At 36.5% G+C, this 20,709-nt stretch carries 20 protein-coding genes; 18 read left to right on the top strand and 2 right to left on the bottom strand.

The annotated features are described in order from the left end of the window. Positions 1 to 24: 24 nt before the first annotated feature. A complete protein-coding gene (locus tag CBF31_RS05200) occupies positions 25 to 840 on the bottom strand; it encodes a hypothetical protein (protein WP_126831335.1) in 816 nt (271 codons plus the stop codon). 203 nt (positions 841 to 1,043) lie between these two features. Between CBF31_RS05200 and CBF31_RS05195 the strand changes: the two genes are divergently transcribed. The 7 genes from CBF31_RS05195 to CBF31_RS05165 all read left to right on the top strand — a co-directional run bounded on the left by CBF31_RS05195 (position 1,044) and on the right by CBF31_RS05165 (position 9,024). Beyond that, on the top strand, positions 1,044 to 2,198 hold the full coding sequence (locus tag CBF31_RS05195) for a galactokinase (RefSeq protein ID WP_126831334.1): 1,155 nt from the start codon (positions 1,044 to 1,046) through the stop codon (positions 2,196 to 2,198). 33 nt (positions 2,199 to 2,231) lie between these two features. Continuing rightward, complete coding sequence (gene galT / locus CBF31_RS05190) at positions 2,232 to 3,728, top strand: UDP-glucose--hexose-1-phosphate uridylyltransferase (protein ID WP_126831333.1); 1,497 nt, start codon at positions 2,232 to 2,234, stop codon at positions 3,726 to 3,728. Positions 3,729 to 3,742: 14 nt separating this feature from the next. Continuing rightward, positions 3,743 to 4,738, top strand: a complete 996-nt coding sequence (locus tag CBF31_RS05185) for a LacI family DNA-binding transcriptional regulator (RefSeq protein ID WP_126831332.1) — start codon at positions 3,743 to 3,745, stop codon at positions 4,736 to 4,738. Between the two features lie 18 nt (positions 4,739 to 4,756). Further along, positions 4,757 to 5,767, top strand: a complete 1,011-nt coding sequence (locus tag CBF31_RS05180) for an aldose epimerase family protein (RefSeq protein WP_126831331.1) — start codon at positions 4,757 to 4,759, stop codon at positions 5,765 to 5,767. A gap of 21 nt (positions 5,768 to 5,788) precedes the next feature. Beyond that, positions 5,789 to 6,772, top strand: a complete 984-nt coding sequence (gene galE / locus CBF31_RS05175) for a UDP-glucose 4-epimerase GalE (protein ID WP_126831330.1) — start codon at positions 5,789 to 5,791, stop codon at positions 6,770 to 6,772. A gap of 100 nt (positions 6,773 to 6,872) precedes the next feature. Beyond that, positions 6,873 to 8,597, top strand: a complete 1,725-nt coding sequence (locus CBF31_RS05170) for a phospho-sugar mutase (protein WP_126831329.1) — start codon at positions 6,873 to 6,875, stop codon at positions 8,595 to 8,597. Between the two features lie 112 nt (positions 8,598 to 8,709). Next, complete coding sequence (locus tag CBF31_RS05165; RefSeq protein ID WP_126831328.1) at positions 8,710 to 9,024, top strand: ArsR/SmtB family transcription factor; 315 nt, start codon at positions 8,710 to 8,712, stop codon at positions 9,022 to 9,024. Between the two features lie 31 nt (positions 9,025 to 9,055). Here the strand turns inward: CBF31_RS05165 and CBF31_RS05160 are convergent, their stop codons facing one another. Further along, a complete protein-coding gene (locus CBF31_RS05160; protein WP_170167885.1) occupies positions 9,056 to 9,883 on the bottom strand; it encodes a pyruvate, water dikinase regulatory protein in 828 nt (275 codons plus the stop codon). A 71-nt stretch (positions 9,884 to 9,954) separates the two neighbouring features. Between CBF31_RS05160 and CBF31_RS05155 the strand changes: the two genes are divergently transcribed. The 11 genes from CBF31_RS05155 (at position 9,955) to glyS (ending at position 20,607) form a co-directional block, all read left to right on the top strand. After that, a complete protein-coding gene (locus tag CBF31_RS05155; RefSeq protein WP_126831909.1) occupies positions 9,955 to 10,392 on the top strand; it encodes a Fur family transcriptional regulator in 438 nt (145 codons plus the stop codon). 177 nt (positions 10,393 to 10,569) lie between these two features. Then, entirely contained in the window at positions 10,570 to 10,746 is a 177-nt protein-coding gene (rpsU, locus tag CBF31_RS05150; RefSeq protein ID WP_126831326.1) for a 30S ribosomal protein S21, read from the top strand. 25 nt (positions 10,747 to 10,771) lie between these two features. Further along, positions 10,772 to 11,215: a GatB/YqeY domain-containing protein gene (locus CBF31_RS05145; RefSeq protein ID WP_126831325.1), complete on the top strand. Its 444-nt coding sequence runs from the start codon at positions 10,772 to 10,774 to the stop codon at positions 11,213 to 11,215. Between the two features lie 189 nt (positions 11,216 to 11,404). Beyond that, entirely contained in the window at positions 11,405 to 12,403 is a 999-nt protein-coding gene (locus CBF31_RS05140) for a PhoH family protein (protein ID WP_415674407.1), read from the top strand. A 44-nt stretch (positions 12,404 to 12,447) separates the two neighbouring features. Next, positions 12,448 to 14,649: an HD family phosphohydrolase gene (locus CBF31_RS05135; RefSeq protein WP_126831324.1), complete on the top strand. Its 2,202-nt coding sequence runs from the start codon at positions 12,448 to 12,450 to the stop codon at positions 14,647 to 14,649. 2 nt (positions 14,650 to 14,651) lie between these two features. Next, positions 14,652 to 15,128 (top strand): rRNA maturation RNase YbeY, encoded by a 477-nt coding sequence (ybeY, locus tag CBF31_RS05130; protein ID WP_126831323.1) that lies wholly within the window; start codon positions 14,652 to 14,654, stop codon positions 15,126 to 15,128. Next, on the top strand, positions 15,112 to 15,513 hold the full coding sequence (locus CBF31_RS05125; protein WP_245977927.1) for a diacylglycerol kinase family protein: 402 nt from the start codon (positions 15,112 to 15,114) through the stop codon (positions 15,511 to 15,513). The genes ybeY and CBF31_RS05125 overlap by 17 nt, the downstream gene beginning before the upstream one ends. Before the next feature lie 60 nt (positions 15,514 to 15,573). Further along, positions 15,574 to 16,479 (top strand): GTPase Era, encoded by a 906-nt coding sequence (gene era, locus CBF31_RS05120; RefSeq protein WP_126831321.1) that lies wholly within the window; start codon positions 15,574 to 15,576, stop codon positions 16,477 to 16,479. A gap of 63 nt (positions 16,480 to 16,542) precedes the next feature. Continuing rightward, on the top strand, positions 16,543 to 17,343 hold the full coding sequence (recO, locus tag CBF31_RS05115; RefSeq protein WP_126831320.1) for a DNA repair protein RecO: 801 nt from the start codon (positions 16,543 to 16,545) through the stop codon (positions 17,341 to 17,343). A 272-nt stretch (positions 17,344 to 17,615) separates the two neighbouring features. Beyond that, a complete protein-coding gene (gene glyQ / locus CBF31_RS05110) occupies positions 17,616 to 18,518 on the top strand; it encodes a glycine--tRNA ligase subunit alpha (protein WP_126831319.1) in 903 nt (300 codons plus the stop codon). Position 18,519: 1 nt separating this feature from the next. Next, entirely contained in the window at positions 18,520 to 20,607 is a 2,088-nt protein-coding gene (glyS, locus tag CBF31_RS05105; RefSeq protein ID WP_126831318.1) for a glycine--tRNA ligase subunit beta, read from the top strand. Positions 20,608 to 20,709 lie beyond the last annotated feature (102 nt).

Here is a 20,709-nt window from a genome sequence, read left to right as displayed (position 1 = left end):
TAAAATAACAGGTTCCTTTTTATTTTATGGTAAGAGTTGAATTGACCACGTTACAGTTGATTCGTAATTCCCAGCACTAGGGAAGTGTGTATTTTTATCAACGGCTAATGAAATGTTTTTTTCTTCGTAAAGATGTTCTTTTTGTAATTCAGGATCGATTGCTTCAGGTCCTAATACAAGATAACCATCCTCGGTTAAGTTATCTGGAGTAAAGGGTGATAACCAATGCTGGCCGCGAGCCGCTTCTCCTCTGTAGTCAGCAACAAGAGTTTCGTTGCTTTCTTCAATTGTCAGGTTAGATGTTAACCAATATGAGTCGGGTGAACCTGCTTCGTTTGAGCGGAAATCACAAAAGAAGTCCATGCGATCGTTAAAATTACCCATGAAAAGGTGAATGCCCTCAATCGCTGCTCCGTTTTCCGTGTTAACGAAAGGGGTACGTTTGACAGAGACTTTAAAGTCTGGATTCCCAAGTTTACTATTATCTATTCTAACAATAGCGTCTTTTGGTGGTCCAGGGAATGGTTCTGGGTCAACGGGTGGAAACTCGTAAGGATTTGTTGAATTACCTTGATTGAATGATGTTGCTTCTGTTGGATAAGCAACCGTTGTTTGTTTAATTGTTGGATGATAGTAAGTAGTGTCATTCGTTGATGGTTCAAGTTCAGGGAAAGTTGAAACCATTTTTGTTGAAGGCATTAGTTTAAGAGTGCCCTCTTTAACTGTTACTGAAAATTTTTGCTCTTTTTTATTACTTTCAGCATGTACGTTAGATGTTGTTGCAAGCAAAGAAAATGAACTTAGACCGATTAGCGTATAAAGTTGTAACTTATTTTTCATAATAAACTCCTTTAGATTTTTTCAAAAAATATTTTTTGTTAAGTAAATCATATCAAAATGAAAAGGTGTTATTTTTTTTAAAACTTTCTTAAATTACAAATTAGACAAAAATTAGAAAACCTTTTCAATTCAGTGTTGATTATTTTAGTTATATTTAGTAAACTTTTACTAAAGAGTGAAACTATCAAGAAAGTTGGGATAATATGTCAATCGTAAATGAGTTTAATGAGGTTTTTGGCACGCGAGAAAATAGCGTGAGTTTTTTATCACCAGGGCGTATCAATTTGATTGGAGAACATACTGATTACAATGACGGTTATGTTTTTCCTAGTGCTATTTCAAGTGGAACTTATGGTGTTGTGTCGTTGAGAGAAGATTCTCTTATTCGTGTCTATTCAGCTAACTTTTCAGAAGATGGGATTATTGAGTTGGATTTAAATGATTTAAAACGTCATGACTTACAGTGGCCTAATTATATTATTGGGATGGTAACATTCTTAAAAGAAGAAGGGTACCAAATTGATAAAGGATGGGATTTTTATATTAAAGGGACCATTCCAAATGGCGCAGGCTTATCATCTTCCGCTTCTTTAGAAATTTTGGTCGCAACGGTAGTAAAAGAATTATTTGGCTTAGATGTATCAGATTTAGAGTTAATTCGCTTAGGTAAAAAAGTAGAAAACGAATTTATCGGAGTCAATTCAGGGATTATGGACCAATTTGGTATTGTGAAAGGTCGTAAAAATAAAGCGGTATTATTAAATTGTCAAACGCTTGAGTTTGAGCACGTAACAGTAGATTTGAAAGAACATCAGATCGTGATTATGAATACGAATAAAAAACGTCAACTATCAGATTCAGATTATAATAGCCGTCAAAAAGAGAGTGCAGAAGCTTTTGAGATTTTAAAACGTGAACGTGGTATTTCAAGTATGTCAGAAGTGACTTTGGAAATGTTATTAACGTTAGAGGATACATTGGGAGAAGTGTTATTTAAACGTGTCCGTCATATTGTGACAGAGAGTGCCAGAACGTTATTAAGTTATCAAGCTTTAAATAAAGGTGACTTAGATGGATTTGGTGAATTATTAAATCAATCACATCGTTCCTTAAGAGACGATTATGAAGTGTCTTGTTTAGAGTTAGATACATTAGTTGAAACAGCGTGGGAACAACCAGGAGTGCTAGGTGCCAGAATGATGGGTGCCGGTTTTGGTGGGTGTAGCATGGCTATCGTAAGTGAAAAAGAAGTTCCTGCCTTCATTGAGGCAGTGGGAGCGAAGTATAAAGAAGTGATCGGTTATGAGGCGGATTTCTATATTGAGACAATTGGGGATGGTCCGCGAGTTTTAGATTAAAAAAAGTAAGAGTGGAGAAGGGGTGTATAAGTTATGCAAACAGTGATTGACCAATTTGTATCAGCGCTAATAGCGTATGGTGATTTTGAAGAAATAGACAGAGTTTATTTAACAAATAAAGTCCTGGGAATTTTGGGACGTGATGATTATCCGGAGTCGCAAGAAATTAATAAAAAAGTCTCGCCATGGTCAGGAGAGTTATCAGAATTTTTAGTAATACTAGACAGATTAGCTGAAGATGCCGTATCACGCGGTCTTATATCAGACACTCAGAATATGAAAGACCGCCTAACGGGTCAATTAGTCGACATTATGACATTAAGTCCGTCTGCTATTAATAAAAAGTTTTGGTCTTTCTATGAAGAATCACCGAGAAAAGCGACGGATTTCTTTTATAATTGGAGCAAACTTACAAATTACATTAAGACTAGAGAAGTTGCTAAGAGCCCTAATTTTTTGTATCACTCTAGTTATGGTCCACTTGAAATAACTATTAATTTATCTAAACCAGAGAAAACAACTGCAGAAATTATTGCTGAAAAAGCAGCGCCTAAAGTAAATTATCCAAGTAACTTTCTGTGTGTTGAAAATGAGGGGTATTTAGGGCGTGAGAATTATCCTGCCCGCTCACAACATCGTTTAATTCGTTTTCCTCTAGGGGATCAAGAGTGGGCGTTACAATATTCACCTTACGCGTATTATAACGAACATTGTATATTTTTAAATACAAGTATTGTGCCGATGAGTGTATCTAAAGACTCCTTCAAACGACTTGTTGATATTGTATCAGTGTTTCCAGATTATTTTGTGGGGTCTAATGCTGATTTACCAATTGTTGGAGGCTCTATTTTATCTCATGACCATTATCAGGCAGGGCGCCATACTTTTGCGATGGAAAAAGCGCCTCTACGTGAAACATTTGAATGGTCTGAGTTTCCTGATGTTGAAGCAGGGATTGTCGAGTGGCCAATGTCAGTTATTCGCCTAGTTTCTAAAGATAAAAATCAAGTTGTAGAAGCAGCGGATAAGGTCTTTCAGTCTTGGAAAGAGTATTCAGATGAGAGTGTTGATATCAAGGCTTACACAGAGGGTACTCGCCATCATACGGTGACGCCGATTGCGCGTAAAGTAGACGGTAAGTATTGTCTAGATATTGTCTTGAGAGATAATCATACATCTGAAGAACATCCAGAAGGCATTTTTCATCCACATCGTGAATGGCACCATATTAAGCAAGAGAATATTGGGTTGATTGAAGTGATGGGACTTGCTGTCTTACCAGCTCGATTGGATAAAGAGTTAGCTGAGGTAGAACGTTACTTGTTAGAGCAATCTCATGAAATGGCAGACTATCATAGTGAGTGGGCTGAGAAAATTAAAGCAAGTCATCAGATAACGCTTGAGAATTGTCATGAAATCGTTCAAAATGAAGTAGGAAAAGTCTTTTTAGAAGTGTTAAAAGACGCAGGTGTCTATAAAGATACCGAAGAGGGGCGAGAAGCATTTAGACGTTTTGTGGCCCAATTATAAGGGAGAGTATCACGATGGCAACGATTAAAGATATAGCAGGACAAGCAGGAGTATCGGTAGCAACGGTTTCACGCGTCCTTAATTACGACAGTAGTATTTCAGTAGCAGATGAAACAAGACGTAAGATATTCGAAGCGGCTGAGAATTTAAATTATACAAAGCATATGAAAAATACTAAAGGGAAGGGGCGTCCTAAAAAAATTGCTCTCGTTCATTGGTATTCAGAGTCAAAAGAACTTGAAGATTTGTACTATCTATCCATCCGCATGGGGGTTGAAAAATACGTCCAAGATAAAAAAATTGAACTCGTACGTGTATTTGAAGGTCAAGACTTGCCTCAAGATTTAGAAGTGGATGGCATTGTTGCGATTGGTAAATTTAGCGAATCTCAGCGACAAGCTTTGGCTGATGTTAGTCGAAATCTCGTTTTTGTTGATTCTGACCAGACACGAGAAGGTTACGACTCGGTTGTTGTTGATTTCGTTCAAGGCGTTCATGAGGTGTTAAATTATTTTATTGAAAAGGGCATAACTGAAATCGGAATGATTTCAGGTCAAGAATCGGTTAAAGGGTCAGAACACTACCTTACTGATTTGAGAACAGAAACATTTACAACCTATATGCGTCAGCGTGATTTGTATCGTCCGGAATGGGTATATACGTCGGAGTTTAGTGTAGACGCAGGTTACGATTTGATGACACGTTTAATTAAAGAGAATGTCACGTTACCTAAAGCTTTATTTGTAGCAAATGATGCGATTGCTATTGGGTGTTTACGAGCGTTACAGGAAAATAAAATTGAGGTGCCAAAGGAAATTAGTCTTGTGGGTTTCAATGATATTAGTTTAGCGAAGTACGTCTATCCAACGTTAAGTACGGTTCGTGTGAATACTGAAGCGATGGGAGAAATTGCAGTAGCGACATTAATTGAAGTGATAGAAAAAGAATATGCGGTCTCACGAAAAATTACGATTTTAACAGAGTTTATTAAAAGAGATAGCTCATTATAAAATTGGAGGTAGCCTGAAATGACTAATACTATTAAAGTGAAAAAAAGCTCGAATACTGTTTTGGAATTCATAACAATCGAAAGAGATGGTAGAGAGTTGACAACTGTCAATTACGGCGCACGTTTGACTAGTTTTTGCGTCCCTGATTGTCATGGGAAATTGACAGATATTGTTTTAGGCTTCGATTATGAAGAAGATGTATTGAAAGATCAGGCGTGTTTTGGTGCTACTGTTGGTCCAGTTGCAGGAAGAATAAAAGAGGGCTCATGGAATGGCTATAACTTTTCTAAAGGTGAAAATGGTCATACGCTTCATAGTGGTGAAAAAGGTTGGCAAAATCGCATATGGGAAAGTAGCCTCCTAGAGCAAGCTGATTATACAGGTGTATCTTATCGATTGATGGATAAAGAAGCGGTAGGATTTGAGAGTGACTTTGATGCTAGAGTGGATTATTTATTATATGATGAGGGTCGGTTAGAGATGGTTTATTATGTAAAACCGAGTGGGACGACGTTATTAAACCCAACAAATCACAGTTATTTTAATCTGAGTGGAAATGGTCTTGAGACGGTAGGGACTCATTATTTAACTATTGAGTCTGAGCAAGTACTTGTGACAGATGATGAGTTGATACCAACAGGCGAATTTAAAAATGTAAAGGGTACTGCTTTTGACTTTACTAATCCTCGTTTATTGGAAACGAGTCTCAAACAGTTAGATACGGGACTGGATACGACATTTGTATTGAAACAGGAGGTAGAGGGTCCGAGTTTAAGGTTGTTCCATCCGCAAACGGGAATTGAATTATCTGTTGAAACTGAAAGAAAAGCGCTCGTGATTTATTCATCTGGTGGGATAGCTGAAACGGCGATGATGCACGGTTCTCCGATGAAGGAGTATAGAGGTCTAGCGATTGAACCTCAAGAGCATCCAGATGCGTGTCATCATGAAGAGTTCCCTTCTATCATTGCTGAAGAAGGACAAGAGAAAATATACCGAACAACATACAGAACAGCTGTCAGAAAATAATAATAGAAAAGAGGAAAAGTCATGTCAATTTTAGTAACAGGTGGAGCAGGCTACATCGGGTCTCATTGTGTCGATGTATTAATTGAAAAAGGGTACGAAGTAGTCGTTGTAGATAATCTGCAAACAGGTCACGAAGAATCTATTCCTGAGACGGCGACTTTTTATCAAGGTGATATTAGAGATAAACGCTTTTTGACACAAGTCTTTGAATTTGAGAATATTGAAGGTGTTATTCATTTTGCAGCTAATTCTTTAGTAGGAGAATCTGTTGAGGAACCTTTGATGTACTTTGATAATAATGTTTACGGGACACAAGTTCTAGCTGATGTGATGAGAGAACAAGATGTGAAAGCAATTGTCTTTTCTTCATCTGCTGCTACGTATGGAGAGCCGAAAGTAGTGCCGATTTTAGAAACAGCAGAAACAAACCCTACAAGTCCATACGGTGAAACAAAACTAATGATGGAAAAAATCTTAAAATGGTGTGATAAGGCATATGGTACTAAATTTGTAGCACTGCGTTATTTTAATGTCGCGGGTGCGAAGTTAGATGGTACGATTGGGGAAGATCACAATCCAGAAAGTCACTTAATTCCAATTATTCTTCAAACAGCACTTGGTCAACGGGATAGTCTGAAAATCTTTGGAGATGATTATCCAACACCAGATGGAACGTGTATTAGAGATTATGTCCATGTTTTAGACTTAGCTGAGGCACATGTTTTAGCGATTGACTATTTGTTAAAAGGTGGCGAAAGTAACATCTTTAACTTAGGGAGTAGTGTTGGTTTTTCTGTTCAAGAGATGTTAGAAGAAGCACGTAAAGTGACAGGGAAAGCAATTGATGCTGAAGTCGTTCCGAGACGAGCAGGAGATCCGAGTACGTTAGTAGCCTCTAGCGATAAAGCGAAATCTGTATTAGGCTGGTCACCTCGTTATACAGAAGTGGATACGATTTTATCGAGTGCTTGGAAATGGCATAGTTCGCATCCGGAAGGGTATTAATCGGAAAGGGTGGCTAGTTCAGCACTCTTTTTTCTTTTTATTTTTTTAGTTGTAAATGGTATACTGTAAAGGATTACATTTTAGTGGAAGAGGTGTCGACATGTCTTGGGAAGAGAACTATCAAGAATGGGTTAAATACGAAACATTAGATAAGGAAGTTAGAGATAACTTAGATAAATATAAAAATGATAAAAAAAATTTAGAAGAAGCTTTTTATGCCCCATTAGAATTTGGTACAGCGGGTATGCGTGGCATTTTAGGTGCGGGGATCAACCGTATGAATATCTATACGGTTCGTCAAGCGACAGAAGGATTAGCTTTATTTGTGGATAGTTTAGGAGAAAAAGCTAAGAAGCAAGGTGTTGCGATTGCATTTGATTCACGTCACCAGTCACCAGAGTTTGGTTTAGAAGCAGCTCGTGTCCTTGCCAATCATGGCATTCAGGCTTATCTTTTTGAAAGTTTACGTCCAACACCAGAATTATCATTTGCCGTTCGTGAGTTAAATTGTGTAGCAGGTATCATGATTACAGCAAGTCATAATCCGGCTGACTATAATGGCTATAAAGTATATGGAGCTGACGGTGGCCAAATGCCGCCTAAGGAAGCGGCAGCTCTTACAACGTTAGTTAGAAGTGTAGAAAAGCCATTAGAAATCAAAGTTGCAGAACACTCTGAAGAAAAACCATCTCCATTTATAACGATTATCGGTGAAGAAATTGATACCCGTTATTTAGAGCAGTTAAAATCAATTACCATGAATCAAAAGCTTGTAGAAGAATACGGTAAAGATTTAAAATTAGTATTTACCCCTCTTCACGGGACAGGTAAAATGATTGGTGAACGTGCGTTAAAACAAGCTGGGTTTGAAAAATTCGTAGTAGAACCTGAGCAAGGTGTGGTTGACCCTGATTTTTCAACAGTAGCGTCACCAAATCCCGAAGAGTATGCAGCGTTTGAATATGCCATTCGTTTAGGTACAAAAGAAGAAGCTGATTTATTAGTAGCGACAGATCCAGATGCAGATCGTCTAGGGGCAGCTGTTAGATTACCTGATGGGTCATACCAAATCCTTACTGGAAATCAAATTGGGGCAATTTTAATTCACTATATTTTAACGACTAAAAAAGCACAAGGACAGTTACCAACCAATGGTGCGGTAGTGAAATCAATTGTTTCTAGCGATTTCTCAGCAGAAATTTGTCGTGATTTTGATGTAGACATGATGAATGTCCTAACAGGATTTAAATTTATAGCTGAGAAAATTGAAACCTTTGAAAAAACAGAAAGTCATGAGTTTTTATTTGGATTTGAAGAAAGTTACGGCTATTTAGTGAAATCATTTGTCCGCGATAAAGATGCGATTCAAGCTTTAGTGCTCTTATCAGAAGTAGCGGCTTACTATAAATCACAAAACAAAACGTTGTTTGATGGCTTGCAAGACTTGTTTAAAACCTATGGCTATTTTGATGAGAAAACAATTTCAGTGACAATGCCTGGAATTGAGGGAACTCAAAAAATTAAAGAGTTAATGGCTAAATCACGCACAGAGCGCTTTGAATCATTTGGTGGCAATAAAGTAATCTCAACAGAAGATTTCTTAAGCCAAGAACGCCTTTCATTTGAAGGGGCTGTTTCGAAAATTGACTTACCACAAGCTGATGTGTTGAAATATACACTAGAAGATGGAAGCTGGGTTGCTATTCGTCCGTCAGGAACAGAACCTAAAATTAAGTTCTATATTGGCGCAAAAGCTCAAAATTCTGATACTGTATCAGATAAAATTAATAAAATCGAAGAAACTATCCAAGAATTAATTAAATAAAAAAGCTAGAGGAATCTAGCTTTTTTTGCTACTTGATATTAAAGACTCGACTTTTTTCAAAATAGGTATTACGATAGTGAAAAGAAAGCAATGACTAAAACGAGGTGGTAAGATGACTAAACTTGAGGCAACGGATGAGATGATAGCAGAAGCATCCCAGTTATATAAAGCGTTGAGTGATAGCACACGCATAAAAATTCTCACACTTCTGAGTCAAGGTGAGCGAAATGTTAGTGGAATTGTTGAAGCGTTAGGATTAGAACAGTCAAATGTATCTCATCAGTTGAAACTGTTGAGAAATGCTAATTTAGTTAAGACTCGTAAAGAAGGCAAGACGGTTTACTATGCATTGGATGACCAACATGTGTTGGATATTTTAGGTCAGACCTTCAAGCATGTAAGCCACTCGCCAAAGTGTAAAAAATAAAAGAGTTGGGATTTTTCCCAACTCTTTTTAATTAACCAAGGAAGCTGTGCTCTTCTAAACAAAGTGCTTCCAAAATGATAGAGGCTGTTTCTTCGATAGATAAATCAGCGACATTAATAACAACGCAATGTAATTTTTCGTATAAGTCATTGGCGTATTGTAACTCTTCTTGGATTTTATCAATATTTGAATAAGCAGTGTCTGGATCGAGCCCATATGCCCGCATTCTTTCTTGACGAATTTTATTTAAAACTTCTGGATTATTAGTGAGTCCGACAATTTTATCAGGATCAACTTCCCAGAGTTCTTTAGGCAATGTTGCCTGTGGGATAAGTGGTAAGTTTGCAACCTTCAAGTTTTTATTTGCTAAGAATAGGCTAAGTGGTGTTTTTGATGTACGAGAAACACCTAGTAACACAATGTCGGCGTCTAAGAAACCTTTAGGGTCTTTTCCATCATCGTATTTAACAGCAAATTCCATAGCAGTAATTCGACTGAAGTATTCTTGGTTTAAAGAATGAACAGCACCGGCAATACGGTTAGGTTCGATTTCAGAACGAGTAGCTAATTCATTTACAATAGGGGATAATAAGTCCATTGAGAAAAGATTGTGTTCTTTACAGTAATCATTAGCTAACTGAATAAACTCCTTTGAAATCAATGTATGAATAATAATAGCATTGTGTTCCTTTGCTGATTCAAGAGATTCTAATAAGTCTTTTTTTTCAGATACAAAGGTTTTACGAACGAAAGTGATATTAAGTTCGTCGTATTGTGAAACAGAGGCTTGGGCAAGTTTTGAAGCAGTTTCCCCAGCAGAGTCTGAAATAATATAAATATAGATGTCTTTAGTAGGCATATTATATAACACTCCTTGCATTTAAGTTTCCATTATTATAGCATAGTTTAAGTAGGAAGGTGATGAGAGAAATGCGGAATCCTAAGATAGAGAATGCTTTGTCTATTATGAAGGACAAAGGCTTTAAGTATACAAAAAAACGTGAAGAGATTTTAGCGTTCTTATTAGAGGCAGATAAATATACAAGCGCAAGAGAAGTTTATGACTTTATGAATAATAAATATAATGGCATTAGTTATGATACGATTTATCGTAATTTAAAAGATTTTTGTGAATTGGAATTGATTGAAGAAACAGATTTTAATGGCGAAAGAAAATTTAGATTTCATTGTAGTCATAGTGAATTAGGACATCACCACCACTTTATTTGTACAAAATGTGGAAGTACAAGAGAGATATTAATGTGTCCGATGACTTATTTTAAAGAACAACTAGCAGGCTGTGAGATAACAAGCCACCGCTTTGAAATATTTGGCACGTGCGAAGAATGTTTAGCAATTAAATCTTAGTAGGCTATTTTTGTAAATTATTTTTAAAAAAAGTGGAATAAAACTAAAGAAAGTAGAAAAAGATAGTTGACGGTTAAAAAGAGTTTAGATATAATGATAAAAGGACAGTTTTGATAACGTTTTTTCAAACGTTTATCGAATTCGGTTACTTTTTAAGCACGGAGGGAGGGAATTTGTATGTCAAAAACAGTTGTTAAGAAAAATGAATCTCTTGATGATGCTCTTCGTCGCTTCAAACGTTCCGTTTCAAAAACTGGTACTTTACAAGAATACCGCAAACGTGAATTCTACGAAAAACCAAGCGTAAAACGTAAGAAAAAATCTGAAGCAGCAAGAAAACGTAAAAAATTCTAGTTTTCTATGAATGGAGCTGAATTAGATGACACTTTTATCGACATTGAATGAAGATATAAAAACTGCCATGAAAGCTAAAGATAAACCAACTTTAGATGTCCTGCGCTTATTGAAATCTTCTGTTCAAAATGAGCAAATCGCTAAAGGCGAAGACTTAACTTCTGATGAAGAAGTAACAGTATTAGCTAGAGAGATGAAGCAACGTCGAGATTCACTTGTGGAGTTCGAAAGTGCTGGTCGCTTAGATTTGGTCGAGAATGTTAGAGCGGGCATTGCTATCGTTGAAAAATATCTACCTAAACAGTTAGATGAATCTGAGATTCGTCAAATTGTATCTGAAGCTATCGAAATTACAGGTGCTACTTCTGCTAAGGAGTTTGGTAAAGTGATGGGGGCAGTAATGCCAAAAGTTAAAGGTAAGGCAGATGGCAATTTAGTGAATAGTATTGTCAAAGAGTTATTAAATTAAGTTTGAAAACCAGCAGGTTAACCTGTTGGTTTTTTTATTATATAAAAATAGAGACGAACAAATTAAAAAGTGATTAAAAACAAGTGTTATAGGCGTTAGGCGAGGGTTGTTAAAACTTTTTAAGAAGTTGAAAGTATGGTATATTTAACTTGGAAGATATTAGATAAAAGTGAAGGAGATGTTCTTTTTTTGATCGAAAATAGTAAAGAAATGCGCGAGATCGAACTGAAGAATCCCAATGAGGCTCAACAATTAATGGGAGCTCAAGATCAGTATCTGAAATTAATAGAAGAAAATCAAAGTGTCGAAATACACAGTCGAGGTGAAGTGTTACAAGTAAGCGGAGAGCTAGATTCAGTTCATAAAGCGTACGATGTTTTGAAAAAATTACAAGCCTTACTTTTAAAAGGCGTACCTATCGGCACAGCGGATGTTGTGACGGCTCTTAAGATGGTTAACAAAGGGACTCTAGATTATTTTTTAGACATGTATGAAACAGAAATTATGAAAGATAAGATGGGCAAACCAATTCGTATTAAAACGATTGGTCAAAAACAATACGTCGAAACAATTAAGAAAAAAGATGTCACATTTGGAATTGGTCCAGCGGGGACAGGTAAGACATACCTAGCAGTTGTCATGGCAATTTCTGCCCTAAAACGTGGAGAAGTACAAAAGATAGTCTTAACACGGCCAGCGGTTGAAGCTGGAGAGAGTTTGGGCTTCTTGCCAGGAGATCTTAAAGAAAAAGTGGATCCTTATTTACGACCAATATACGATGCGCTGTATTCAGTCTTTGGAATGGATCATACTAATCGATTGATGGAAAGAGGTATTATTGAAATCGCACCATTAGCATATATGCGTGGGCGAACATTAGAAGATTCGTTTGTTATTTTAGATGAAGCTCAAAATACTACGATAGCTCAAATGAAAATGTTTCTGACGCGCTTAGGATTTAATTCAAAAATGATTGTAAACGGTGATATCTCACAAATTGATTTACCAAGGGGCGTGACGAGTGGTTTAATTCATGTACAAAAGAAATTAAAACCTATTAAAAATATAGGGTTCGTGACGTTCTCATCGAGTGATGTGGTTCGTCATCCTGTGGTTGCTGAAATTATTGAGGCTTACAAAGAAGAAGAACAGAAATCCAAGTTAGCAGTAGATAAAGAAAGTGACTAGAAATTATATTATAAGTATTAAGGCTTATAGTAAGGAGTAAAATAATGAAGTTGAATTTTAAAAGAAGACAAAAGGGGTTAGGTAACAAGTATATTGTGACCTTATTACTGGTCTTTGGAATTGCTTGTTTTTTATTACTTTTTAATAATGTGCGTCAAAAATCGGTGTCGATTAAAGAAGGACAACTCGCAGAAGAAACAATTAGAGCCAATAAAACAATCGAAAATAAGGCGGAAACAGAAGAGAAAAAACGTCTTGCTGCGGAAGCAGTGACCCCAGAGTATAATTTTGATAAGGACCTAGAAGGAAAGCAAGTTGTTCTTTTGGAACAGTTGTTTGAAATTATTGATAATGTCAGCACCTCAGCTCAAGCCTCGTATCAAACAGAGCTTGCAAGTACGAAAGATAAGGAAAAAAATAAGGTTCAAAAACCAACGAGTGAAGATAAGATAGTCTTATTAAAGAAACAATTTGAAACTACCGATCAAGAAGATGTTAGCTTTTACCAAGCCTTTCCAAATGTATTTTACAAAGGAATGTTCGACCTAACAGATAAAGACCGTGACAGAGTAAAAACGGAAAGTATTAAAATTGTCAAAGAGAAAATGTCTGAGCCTATTCGTAATACTAATTTAGATTCGGTAAGACAAAAAGCGAATGATGAAATTCAATATCTTGATTTACCTAGTGATATGCAACAATTAGTTAAGTACGTTGTTGATAGAGGGATTATCAGTAACGAAGCAGCAAATGATAAAAAAACGGAAGAACTTCAAGAATTAGCTAAAAATAACGTTAAGCCTGTGATGATTTACCAAGGTGAAGTGGTTGTCCGTGAAGGTGTCCAAATTGATTCACGTGCCATAAATAAATTGGAATTATTAGGAATTACTAATCGAGAACCTTCAGTGTTCCCATTGGTGGCCTTAGCAGCAATGATTATTACTCAAATTCTTGCTTTGGGCTATCTTTTATATAATACAATTGGAACGGATATGAAAATTCGATTTGTGACTTTTTATGTGATTACGATGCTAATTGGTTTAATTATGATGAAAGCACTAGAGTTTTTCCAAACGGAAAATATGTCTGCAGTACCGTTATTATTCCCTGCAGCCTTTACACCGCTTGTTTTAAATTTATTTATCAGTCGTCGTGCAGGTATTTTAGCAGCGCTCTTCCAAGTGTGCTTTGCCATGTTTGTGTTCTACGATATGTTAGGAACAAGTACGTTATTATTAATCACAGTTATTTATATGTTTACAGGGTTAATGGCAACACTGATTAAACAAGATCGTATAGGAAGACAACTTAGAACAGCCGCATTGTGGTTAATTGCTTTCCCTATGTTATTTAGCCTTGTCGTAACAACCTATCAAGGTATGGAGTTATCAGATTCAAAAACACTGACAATGCTTTTGTGTGTATTTGTAGGAAGTGTCTTTACCTTCTTGATGTCAGTTGGATTACACCCGTATATCGAGCTATTTTTAAATGATGATAGCATCATTGTTTTAAATGAATTAAGTAATCCAAACCATCCACTATTAAAACGTCTCTTGCAAGAAGCACCTGGGACGTATCACCATAGTATGATGGTAGCAAGCCTTAGTGCTAATGCAGTAGCTGATATTGGTGGACGCTCACTGTTAACTCGAGTAGGGTGTTATTATCATGATATTGGTAAAATTAAACACGCTAACTTTTTCGTAGAGAACTTACCAGATGGGGCAGAAAATCCACATAACTTCTTATTACCTGAAGATAGTAAAGAAATTATTTTTAGTCATGTTTCTGAAGGGGTTAAGATTTTAGAAAAAGAAGGCATGCCGCAGATGGTAATTGAAATCTGTCAGCAGCATCATGGAACAACGTTGATGAGTTATTTCTATTCAAAAGCGAAGGAACGTAATCCGGAAGTAACAGAAGCAGAATTCCGTTATCCTGGACCAAAACCTCAATCAAAAGAAGCGGGTGTTGTTAGTTTAGCTGATACGTGTGAAGCAGCAGTTCGTGCAATGGATCACCCTAGCAATGAAAAAATCAGAAAATTTGTTAATAAATTAATCGAAGGTCGTATTATGGATGGACAGTTAGATGATACGGGTCTAACGCTTAAAGAAATCAGAATTATTGAAGAGTCCTTAATCAATGGACTATGCAGTACGTTCCATTCAAGAATTAAGTACCCTAAGATGAAATCAGAAGCAGAAGAAATGAAAAAAGAACAAGAAGGAAGTAATTAATTATGGAAATCACGTTAATGGATGAAACAGGAAAAGTCTCAGAAGAGCAACAAGCTGAAATCGAACGTATTCTAGTATTTGCTGGAGAACAACTTGAGTTAGAAGAAGATACTGAAATGTCTGTAACGTTTATGGATAATGCAGCTATTCAAGAAATTAACCGTGACTACCGTCATAAAGATGCGCCAACTGATGTTATTAGCTTTGCTCTAGAAGAATTAGGTGAAGATGAAATGCCAATTATTTTTGAAGAGGAAGACATGATGATGCCTCGTAATATTGGCGATATCATGATTTCGATTGAACGTGCAGCAGAGCAAGCAGAAGAGTACGGTCATAGTTATGATCGTGAACTAGGTTTCTTAGCGGTTCATGGTTTCTTACATCTTAACGGGTATGACCACATGACAGAAGAAGATGAGAAAGAGATGTTCGACTTGCAACGAAAGATTTTGGCTGATTATGGCTTATCAAGATAAGGACCCATTCCAAACCAGTAAAAATAAATCTTTTTTCAGGTCGTTACAACATGCTTTAAGAGGAATCGGAACTGCTTTTAAGGAAGAACGTAATATGCGCTATCATGTTTTAGCAGGATTTGTTATACTACTCTTAGCGCTAATCGTTCAAATTCAATTGAATGAGTGGTTGTGGCTACTCCTTGTTATCTTTTTAGTTCTAGCAATGGAGATACTAAATACGCTTGTTGAAAATACAATTGATTTGGTAACGGATTATCATTATCATCCGTTAGCTAAAAAAATTAAAGACATGGCGGCAGCCCTTGTCTTACTAACAGCACTCTTTGCACTGCTTGTTGGGGGAATTATTTTTATTCCAAAAGTGTTGTCATTACTAATTTAACTAACCAAACAAACAGTGCCAACATCGTCACTGTTTGTTTTTTAAGAAAGAGGAAACTAAATGAGTTCAAACGAACATAAGTCAGGATTTGTGGCGATTATTGGTCGCCCAAACGTTGGAAAATCAACGTTATTAAACAGAATTGTGAAACAAAAAATCGCAATCATGAGTGATAAAGCTCAAACAACACGTAATAAAATTCAAGGTGTCTATACAACTGATGACGCTCAAATTATCTTCATTGATACACCTGGTATCCATAAACCAAAACATCGCTTAGGTGATTTCATGGTTGAGACAGCCTACAGTGCATTAAGAGAAGTTGATGCGACGTTATTTATGGTTAGCGCAGAGCAACCTCGTGGACGTGGAGATGATTTCATCATCGAACGTTTAAAAAATAGCCAAACACCGGTGTATTTATTAATTAATAAAATTGATACAATCCATCCAGATAAATTATTACCAATCATTGAAGATTATAAAGAGCAAATGGATTTTGCTGAAATTATACCAATCTCAGCAACTGAAGGAAATAACGTGGACAACTTACTTTCTATTTTAGAAAATAAAATGCCTGAGGGTCCTCAGTACTATCCGGCAGATCAAGTAACGGATCATCCGGAATACTTTATCGCTTCAGAATTAATCCGTGAAAAAGTCTTACTTTTAACTCACGAAGAAGTACCGCATTCAGTTGCAGTTGTAATTGAAGATATGCGTCGTGATGAAAATGATAAAATTCATATTCATGCTACTATCGTTGTTGAACGTTCTAGCCAAAAAGGAATTCTAATTGGTAAAGGCGGCAAAATGATGAAAGACATTGGTATCAAATCTCGTAAAGATATTGAAAACTTATTAGGTAACAAAGTTTATCTTGAACTTTGGGTTAAAGTTAAGAAAAACTGGCGTGATAAGCAAAGCTCATTACAAGATTACGGTTACCGTGATATGGACTATTAAAAAGAGTAGGATTGATTTTATATCAATCCTCTTTTTTGTTTAAAAAAAGAAAGGAGCAACGTGATGACACTAAGAAGCGAAACCAAAGGGATGATATTATTTACGAAGGATCATCGAGAAAAAGACAAATTAGTCAAAATATTTACTGAAAAACACGGTAAGATTATGTTTTTTGTCAGAGGGGCACGTGGTAGAAATAGTAGCGTTGCTCCAGCTATCTTGCCATTTACAGAAGCAACATATATTGCAGATATTAACAGTGATGGCCTCTCTTTTTTGAAAGATTACAAAGAGCTAGAGAACTTTAAACTCATCCAACAAGATATCTTTGTCAGTGCCTATGCGACGTATATCTTAAATTTAGTAGATGTTGCAATTGAAGACCAAACATACGACCCGGCACTTTATGGGTTTACCAAACAAGCGCTAATGTATTTAAATAAAGGATTGGATGCGGAAATCATCACGAATATTTTTGAGCTGCAATTACTCTCTCGATTTGGCTATGACTTTGAATGGAAAGGGTGTAGTGTATGTGGGGAAACTCATGGACGTTTTGATTTTTCTTCACAGTATTCAGGTGTCTTATGTGAGCGCCACTGGGAAATGGACCGAAGACGTTACCATGCTGACCCGAAGGCTATCCATTTCATGCGTTTGTTTGCTAGTATTACACTAGATCAAATTGAAAGTATTACATTAAAAGAGGATACAAAATTAGCCATTAGACAAACCGTCGATTTACTATATGATGAATTTACAGGGGTAAGGTTAAAAAGCAAAAAATTTATTGATGAAATGAAATCCTGGGAAGGTATGTTAAAACCACTGCCTACAAAAGAAAAAGAAGTTGACAACGACTAAGGTTTAACGCTATTATTAAAAGGAATTAAATAGTTACGTTGAAAGAGAAAAGTAGCGACATCAGGTTTAGTAAAGCGAGGTTGGGAGAGTGAAAGCCAACTTAAACGGATGAGTGAAGAGGCGCTCTGGAGTAACACCAAACGAAGCTGCTGGTAGTCATATCAGAAGTAGGGTGGAACCGCGATTAGTCGTCCCTATGTGTATTCTGGAAACAGGTACTCATAGGGGCTTTTTTTGTTGTTTTAAAGTAGAAAACTAAAGGAGAAATCAAGATGAAGAAAAAATTAACCGTTCAAGAAATGATCTTAACGTTACAAAAATTCTGGTCTGAACAAGGCTGTATGTTAATGCAAGCATACGATACTGAAAAAGGGGCAGGGACAATGAGCCCTTACACGTTCTTACGTGCAATCGGACCTGAGCCGTGGAATGCAGCTTATGTTGAACCATCACGTCGTCCTGACGATGGCCGTTATGGTGAAAATCCAAACCGCTTATTCCAACATCACCAATTCCAAGTGGTTATGAAACCATCTCCAAATAACATTCAAGAATTATACTTACAAAGTTTAGAATTAATCGGGATTAACCCATTAGAGCATGACATCCGTTTTGTCGAAGATAACTGGGAAAACCCATCAATGGGCTGTGCTGGTTTAGGATGGGAAGTATGGTTAGACGGTATGGAAATCACTCAATTTACGTACTTCCAACAAGTGGGTGGATTAGAATGTAGCCCTGTTACAAGTGAAATTACATTCGGTATTGAGCGTTTAGCTTCATACGTTCAAGAAGTAGAAAGTGTTTATGATTTAGAGTGGACAGAGGGCGTTAAATACGGCGAAATCTTTATCCAACCTGAATATGAGCATTCAAAATATGCTTTTGAAGTAAGTAATCAAGAGATGTTATTTGATTTATTTGAAAAATATCAAGCAGAAGCTGAAAAATGTATTGCTGAAGGTTTAGTACATCCAGCCTATGACTACGTTTTAAAATGTAGCCATGCCTTCAACTTATTAGATGCTCGTGGGGCTGTGTCAGTAACAGAGCGTGCTGGTTTCTTATCACGTATCCGTAAAATGGCGCGTGAATTAGCGAAAACTTTCGTAGCAGAACGCGAAAAATTAGGCTTCCCATTATTAAATAAAGACACAAACAAGGAGGACAAATAAGATGGCTCAAAATTTCCTATTAGAAATCGGTTTAGAAGAAATGCCCGCTCATGTGGTTTCACCAAGTGTGGCTCAATTAAAAGATAAGACAGCAGCATTTTTAAAAGATAATCGTTTAGACTTTGAGTCTATTGAAACATTCTCAACACCTCGTCGTTTAGGCCTACGTGTTAATGGCTTAGCTGAAAAACAAGCAGATATCGAAGAAGAAGCAAAAGGACCGGCTAAAAAAATCGCATTAGACGATGAAGGCAATTGGTCAAAAGCAGCTCAAGGATTTGTACGTGGACAAGGAATGACACCAGAAGATATTTTCTTCAAAGAAATCAAAGGTGTAGAGTACGTTCATATTAATAAATTTATTCCGGGTAAAGAAGCAAAAGAAGTGTTAGCAGAAATGCCTTCTGTTATTAAAAGTATTAACTTCCCTGTTAGCATGCACTGGGGAAGTTATGATTTCAAATACATTCGTCCAATTCATTGGTTAGTGGCATTATTAGGCGAAGAAGTTGTACCATTTGAATTATTAGACATCCAAACAGACCGTACATCACGTGGTCATCGTTTCTTAGGTCAAGAAGCGTCAATCACAAGTGCTGATACATACGAAGAAGACTTACGCGCTCAAGCTGTTATTGTTAACAGCCAAGAACGTCAAGATTTAATCGTGGCACAAATGGAAGCTCTATCTGTGGAAAATAATTTCAAAGTCATTGTTGACGATGAGTTATTAGAAGAAGTGACAAATCTTGTGGAATACCCAACAGCATTTGTGGGTAACTTTGACCAAAAATACTTAGATATTCCTGAAGAAGTTCTAATCACATCAATGAAAGAACATCAACGTTATTTCTACGTAACGAATGAAGTAGGTCAATTAATGCCTCATTTTGTTTCAGTTCGTAATGGTAACGATGCTCATATTGAAAACGTGATTAAAGGAAATGAAAAAGTATTACTAGCTCGTCTTGAAGATGCTGAATTCTTCTTCCGTGATGACAAAGAACTAACAATCGCTGAATGTGTTGAAAAACTTAAAAACGTCACATTCCATGAAAAAATTGGTTCAACATATGAAAAAATGCAACGTACTGGGGCAGTCGCTCAAATTTTAGGTCAAAAACTAGGTTTAACAGCAGATGACTTAGCATTACTACAACGTGCTTCTGAAATCTATAAATTTGATTTAATGACTAACATGGTCGGTGAATTCCCTGAATTACAAGGGATTATGGGTGAGAAATATGCGTTAATGCAAGGTGAAAATCCAGCAGTAGCAAAAGCAATCAAAGAACACTATATGCCAACATCAAGTGAAGGTGACTTACCAGAATCTGAATTAGGTGCAATCTTAGCGGTTGCGGATAAATTAGATTCAGTGATGAGCTTCTTCAATGCTGATATGGTTCCAAGTGGATCAAATGATCCTTATGGTTTACGTCGTCAAACATATGGTATTGTCCGTATTGTTGCTGACCGTGAGTGGGACTTACCGCTTATTGAGCTATACCGTGATATTTTAGAAACAATAAATAAAGACTCAGCTAAATATGGCGTAACATTATCTGCAGATGTGGACAGCATTTTAGACTTCATTAAAGCACGTATGAAACAATTCTTATCAACAAAAGAAATCCGTCATGATATTATTGAAGCTGTTATTAACACAGATGAAGCAAACTTAACAACGATGTCAGAGGCGGCTCATGTCTTAAAAGCGAGCCAATCAAACGATGATTTCAAACCATCTATTGAAGCCTTAACTCGTGTTATGAACTTAGCTAAAAAAGGTCATGAATTACTTGAAAAAGGGATTCATGAAGAAGTTGAACCTAAGTTATTTGAAAATGAAGCTGAGAAAAACTTGCATACAGCTGTTGCCGAATTAGAAACAAAAGCAATGGACCGTACATTATCAGAAAATTACGATGCACTTAAAGCACTACAACCGTTAATCGATGCTTACTTCGATGAAACAATGGTAATGGCAGAAGATGATTCTGTTAAAGCAAATCGTCTACGTCAATTGAATAAAATTGCTAAGATTGCTAAATCAATTGCAAGCTTAGATTTACTTGTTATTAAATAATAAATGAAACTCCGCATCTTAATTGATGCGGAGTTTTTAGTATAAGTAGGCTGTTATTTTAATGAGGGGTATTTGTTTAAAAGCTTATTATTACGAATTCTG

Source organism: Vagococcus fessus (assembly GCF_003987565.1).
GTDB classification, from domain to species: Bacteria; Bacillota; Bacilli; order Lactobacillales; family Vagococcaceae; genus Vagococcus_D; species Vagococcus_D fessus.
The sequence above is the reverse complement of the archived record's forward strand: the minus strand, read 5'-3'. Positions and strand labels throughout refer to the sequence as shown.